This is a genomic window from Candidatus Binatia bacterium (assembly GCA_023150935.1).
GTDB lineage: Bacteria > Desulfobacterota > Binatia > HRBIN30 > HRBIN30 > JAKLJW01.
On sequence record JAKLJW010000082.1, the window covers coordinates 1 to 4,989 of the forward strand.

At 67.6% G+C, this 4,989-nt stretch carries 4 protein-coding genes; all 4 read left to right on the forward strand.

What is annotated here, in order from left to right:
* Positions 1-152 precede the first annotated feature (152 nt).
* The 4 genes from L6Q96_22820 to L6Q96_22835 all read left to right on the forward strand — a co-directional run bounded on the left by L6Q96_22820 (position 153) and on the right by L6Q96_22835 (position 4,696).
* Positions 153-2,249 carry a DEAD/DEAH box helicase gene (locus L6Q96_22820; protein MCK6557384.1) on the forward strand — a complete coding sequence of 699 codons (2,097 nt, stop codon included), beginning with the start codon at positions 153-155 and terminating at the stop codon, positions 2,247-2,249.
* Between the two features lie 48 nt (positions 2,250-2,297).
* Positions 2,298-2,486 (forward strand): hypothetical protein, encoded by a 189-nt coding sequence (locus L6Q96_22825; protein ID MCK6557385.1) that lies wholly within the window; start codon positions 2,298-2,300, stop codon positions 2,484-2,486.
* Entirely contained in the window at positions 2,483-2,686 is a 204-nt protein-coding gene (locus L6Q96_22830; protein MCK6557386.1) for a DUF2283 domain-containing protein, read from the forward strand. The genes L6Q96_22825 and L6Q96_22830 overlap by 4 nt, the downstream gene beginning before the upstream one ends.
* A gap of 138 nt (positions 2,687-2,824) precedes the next feature.
* Positions 2,825-4,696, forward strand: coding sequence for an ATP-binding protein (locus tag L6Q96_22835; protein ID MCK6557387.1), 1,872 nt, complete (start codon positions 2,825-2,827; stop codon positions 4,694-4,696).
* Positions 4,697-4,989: the final 293 nt, after the last annotated feature.

Here is a 4,989-nt window from a genome sequence, read left to right on the forward strand (position 1 = left end):
GAAGACATCGGCTACTCAGGGCGATCGGGCTGTCGAGACGGCGCTACTCGGCACGAACGGAAACCGTCCGCATCGGGGGAGGACAACCCGTTCGTCCCGAGTAGGCCCCGTTTTTTCAGGGGCCGTATCGAGGGGCGACGTGAGGCTCGCCCGTGAGCGCGTTTGATCGCCTGCACCCAGCGCTCCAGCACCACATCGTCAACAGCCTCGGCTGGGGCTCGCTGCGACCGCTGCAGGAGCAGGCGATCGGGCCCTTGCTGGCGGGTGAGCATGCGCTGCTGATCGCCCCCACGGCCGGGGGCAAGACGGAGGCTGCCTTCTTCCCGCTGCTGTCGCGCATGTTGAGCGATGACTGGCGCGGCCTGACCTTGCTGTACGTCTGCCCGCTGCGCGCGTTGTTGAACAACCTTTTCGTGCGGCTCGAGCGCTACTGCGGGTTCGTCGGCCGGCGCGTCGATCTGTGGCATGGCGACGTACTCGCGGCAGCGCGGTCACGGATCGTCAGCGATCCGCCCGACTGCCTGCTGATTACGCCCGAGTCGATCGAGGTCATCCTGATCTCGCGGCGCCGGGAGACGGAGCGGTTGTTCAAGAACGTACGTGCAGTGGTAGTTGACGAGATCCACGCCTTTGCGGGCGACGATCGCGGTTGGCACCTGCTTTCCGTGCTGGAACGGGTGACACGGTTCACCGGGCGCGAACTCCAAAGGGTGGGACTGTCGGCGACGGTGGGCGAGCCGGAGAGCCTGCTCGGCTGGCTGGCGGGGGCCCATGCGGGTCCGCGGCGGGTGATCGCGCCGCCGGCGGAAGGCGTGGCGACGGCCGACGTGACGCTCGACTACGTCGGCGACATCGACAACGCGGCGACGGTCATCTCGCGTCTCCATCGTGGCGAGAAGCGCATCGTGTTCTGCGACAGTCGCAGTCGGGTGGAAGAGCTTGCGGCGAGCCTGCGACGGCGCGAGGTGGAGACGTACGTGTCGCACAGTTCGCTCGGCCGGGACGAGCGTCGGCGGGCGGAGATGGCGTTCGCGCAGGGGAGCGACTGCGTCATCGCGTCGACGAGCACACTGGAGCTGGGTGTGGACGTTGGGGACCTCGACCGGGTGATTCAGATCGACGCGCCGAACTCGGTGGCATCGTTTCTCCAGCGCCTCGGGCGGACGGGGCGGCGCGCAGGCCAGCGCCGCAACTGCCTGTTCCTGACGACCCGCGACACGGCCGTGTTGATGGCGGCGGGCATCCTGCGCCTGTGGGCGGACGGCTACGTCGAGCCGGTGCTACCGCCGGCCAGCCCGTTTCACATCCTGGCGCAGCAGGTGATGGCGCTGGCGTTGCAGGAGGGTGGGATCGGGACGGCGAGTTGGTGGGGGTGGATCCAGAAGATGCCGGGATTCGCGGCGATGGCGGGCGACGACGTTGTGGCGATCGTCCGGTTCATGGTCGAGCACGCGATCCTGTTCGACGACAGCGGCATCCTGTGGTTGGGGCGGGAAGGAGAGAGCACGTTCGGGCGGAAGAACTTCATGGAGTTGTTCTCGGTGTTCACGAGCGAGCCGCTGGTGGCGGTGCGGCATGGGCGGACGCATCTCGGGGAGGTCGACGCGACGACGTTTGCGATGCGCCATCAGGAAGTGCCGGTGCTGTTACTGGCGGGGCGAAGTTGGGCGGTGACGCAGATCGACTGGCAGGACCGGATCGCATACGTGGAGCCGGCGGAGGACGAAGGCAAGTCGCGCTGGTTGGGGAGCGGGCAGCCGATGAGTTACGCGCTTTGTCAGGCGATCAAGCGGGTGCTCGTTGGTGAGGCGCCGGCGGGCAAGTTGTCGCAACGGGCCACCGCAAAGCTGGAGGAACTTCGGGACGAACACGCCTGGCTGGAACGTGAAGGCACGGTCGTCGTGCGAACGCCCCTGGCCCTGAACTGGTGGACCTTCGGCGGCCTCTGCGCCAACGCCGCCATCGCCGCGGCCCTCCGCGACCAGGGTTTGGCGGTGGGTCGTCCGGACAACTTCCGCATCCAGCTCGACCCGGACATTGATTCCCGAGCCGTCGAGGCGGCGATTGATCAGATGCGCACGTTCGACCTCACGACCATGCAAACCCCCATCGAGGAGAAGACGATCGAAGACCTGAAGTTCTCGGTATGCCTCCCCGACCACCTCGCGAAGGGGCTGTTGCGGGAGCGGCTAACTGATCGGCCGGGGATCCGCGGGGTGTTGAGTCAGCCGCTTCGGTTTGTCGGATGAGAACTTGCCGCAAGACCGGTCAGGAGGAAGCGGCCGGACCGCGCTACGATCCGCGATGAGTGGATCAGCCACGTGGTGCAGCACTCCGAGAAGACCGAGGTTCAATCGGACGGACGAGTACGCAAATGGGCGCGGATCGCCGAGACGGGCAAGTTCCTGCGTGTCATTCTGTTGGAGGACGGTGAGACCGTTCACAACGCCTTCTTCGACAGATCGTTCAAGGAGAGCGGCAAATGAGAGTCAAGTACTTCCCCGACACGGACACGGCCCTCATGGAGTTCACCGACAACGAGGTCGCCGAGACCAGGGAGATCACCGAGAACATCTACGTCGATCTCGACCACCGCGGGAACCTCGTGAGCATGACGATTGAGCATGCGCGCACGAACGCTCGCCTGCATGAGTTCTCGTATCAGGAAGTCGCGGGCCGAACTTAACTGCAAGACTGAAATGGCGGCTTCGACGCGGAAATCCTGCCCTCGATCCGCCGTGGCGTGAATGAGTCCGGGGAGCCGGGACGGCTCCCCACTCCGACCGGTCGCGCCGGACGGGTAGGTGAGCTAAGAGGCTCGGGCATGGCTGCGGGTGGACGCCGTCCTCGGGACCAGATCGTCGGTAAGCTGCGCGCCGCGGATCCGTTCGAGCTGATTCGCTGGCTGGCGCGCTCGCAGCCCGACCCGCGCAAGGCCCTCGCCGAGCTGGTGCAGAACGCCATCGACGCGCAGGCCCGGTCGATTCGCATTACCCGGCTGCGCGAACGCGGTGTCACTGGCCTGCGCATCGTCGACGACGGCGACGGCGTCATTCCCGACCTCGACCGCGAAGGCGCGCTCACGTACATCGCCACCCACGTCGGCCACTCCCGCAAGCGCAACCTTACCCCCGAACAACGCCGCGAGTTGATGCTGCAAGGCAAGTACGGCATCGGCCTGCTCGGCTTCTGGGCGATCGGGCAGGCGCTCGAAATGCGCACTCACGTCCCCGGCCAGCCTGCCCACGTGCTGCGCCTGTTCGAGGACTCGCCGCGCTACGAGATCGAACGCCTGCGCTCCCGCCTGCCGCTCGACGAACGCGCCACCGAAATCGTCGTCCGCGATCTGCACCGGCCGGCATTCCTCAGCCTCACCGCCCGGCGCATGGCCGATTACCTCGCCGCCGAGCTGCGCGGACAACTGCTGGCGCGCGACCTGCGCATTACCGTTCACGACCGCATCGCGCGTGGCCGCGCTCCCAAGACGATCGAGGTCAAGCCGGCACGTTTCAACGGCGATCGCCTGGATATTCCGCTGGAGGTGCCCGTCCCGGGCCATAGTCCGTTGCGCGCCGAACTCTACCTGCTGCCGCCCGGGACTCCGGAACCGGGTCATGTCGCGGTCTCGTGCGCCGGGACAACCGTATACGACAGCGTCTGCGAACTCGGCGTGGCGGACTTCGCCCACGCACCGTGGAGCGATCCGCGTCTTTCGGGCCTGATCGAGTTTCCCGACTTCCAGGTGGCGCCGGGCAGCCGCCGCGGCGTTGTGCCTGACCAGGCGGCGCAAGCGTTTGCCACCGCCCTGCGCGGGATCGAGCCGCGGCTGCGCGCCGAGTTGGCCACGCTCGAAGCCCGCGCAGCCGCGGCGATCGGGGCGGATCTCCTGAAACAACTGGAACGCGCCTTCCGCGACGTGCCACGGCTCGCTCCGGAGTACGACTTCTTTGCGGTTCGCGCTCCGGCAACCCGGGGGTTCGCCGGCGACCCGGCGGCGGCGGAGGAGGGTGCCGGGGACTCTGCGCAATCGACGAACGGTGCCGGTGCGGTGGACGGGATCGCGATTCCCGAGGATGGCGGCGATGCGATCGCGGAGAGCGAGCCGCCGTCGCTGCTGCCGCCGGGAGCGCTCGCGATCGTGCACGTGGTTCCCGCGGCGACGCGGGTCGAGCGGCTCGGTGTGCGTCGTCTGCGTGCCGACGCGCGGGATGCCAGCGGCACCCGCATTCGCCGCGCGCTCGATATCCGCTGGGAGGTCAGTTCCGGTCTGGGGCGGGTCGACCCCGTCGATGGCGCGGTGACGACGTTCACGGCCGGACCGGATACCGGGCGTGTGACCGTGAAGGTCACGGCCGCCGAAGGCGACACGGTGGCGGAGGGCGAGGGCCGGATCGACATCACCGAGCTGGGGGAGTCGCCCTCGGGGCCGCGGGCTGGGATTCCCGAGCCGCGGTTCGTCGAAGATCCGGCGGGGTCGTGGCGGTCGCGCATGCTGACCGGTTGCTGGGAGGTGAACAGCGGCCACGCCGACTTCCGCACGGCGGCCGAGACGGCGCGTCGCAAGTTGCGTTACCTGGCCGCGCTTCTGGCCAAGGAAGTGGTGCTGCACTCGTTTCCCGCGCCGCAACTGGCGCCGGTGCTCGAACGCCTCGTCGAGGTGCTCACCATCACCGAGCGCCGTCTCGAGCGGGGATGAGATGAACCTGCGGTTCACTCTCGATCGGCGGCAACGCCCTCGGTCAGCCGCAATGCCAGTCAGTTAAGGGATCCAGGCCCCAGTGGGCGTCCCCTTCATTTGGCCTGGCGCGGGCTACCGCCTGCAACCCAATGCCCGCAACTACCCGTTCGCCCCGAGTAGGACCCGTTTGTTCAGGGGCCGTATCGAGGGGCGACGCCCCATCCGGACGGTTGATCGACTCCCGCGTGCCTCGATACGCGCCTGAACCCTTCGATACGCCGATTGAGAAGACATCGGCTACTCAGGGCGAT

What these genes read in the sequence shown, in the direction of transcription:
- L6Q96_22830 (MCK6557386.1), top strand. Translation starts at nt 2,483, where the DNA reads ATGAGAGTCAAGTACTTCCCCGACACGGACACGGCCCTCATGGAGTTC.
- L6Q96_22835 (MCK6557387.1), top strand. Translation starts at nt 2,825, where the DNA reads ATGGCTGCGGGTGGACGCCGTCCTCGGGACCAGATCGTCGGTAAGCTG.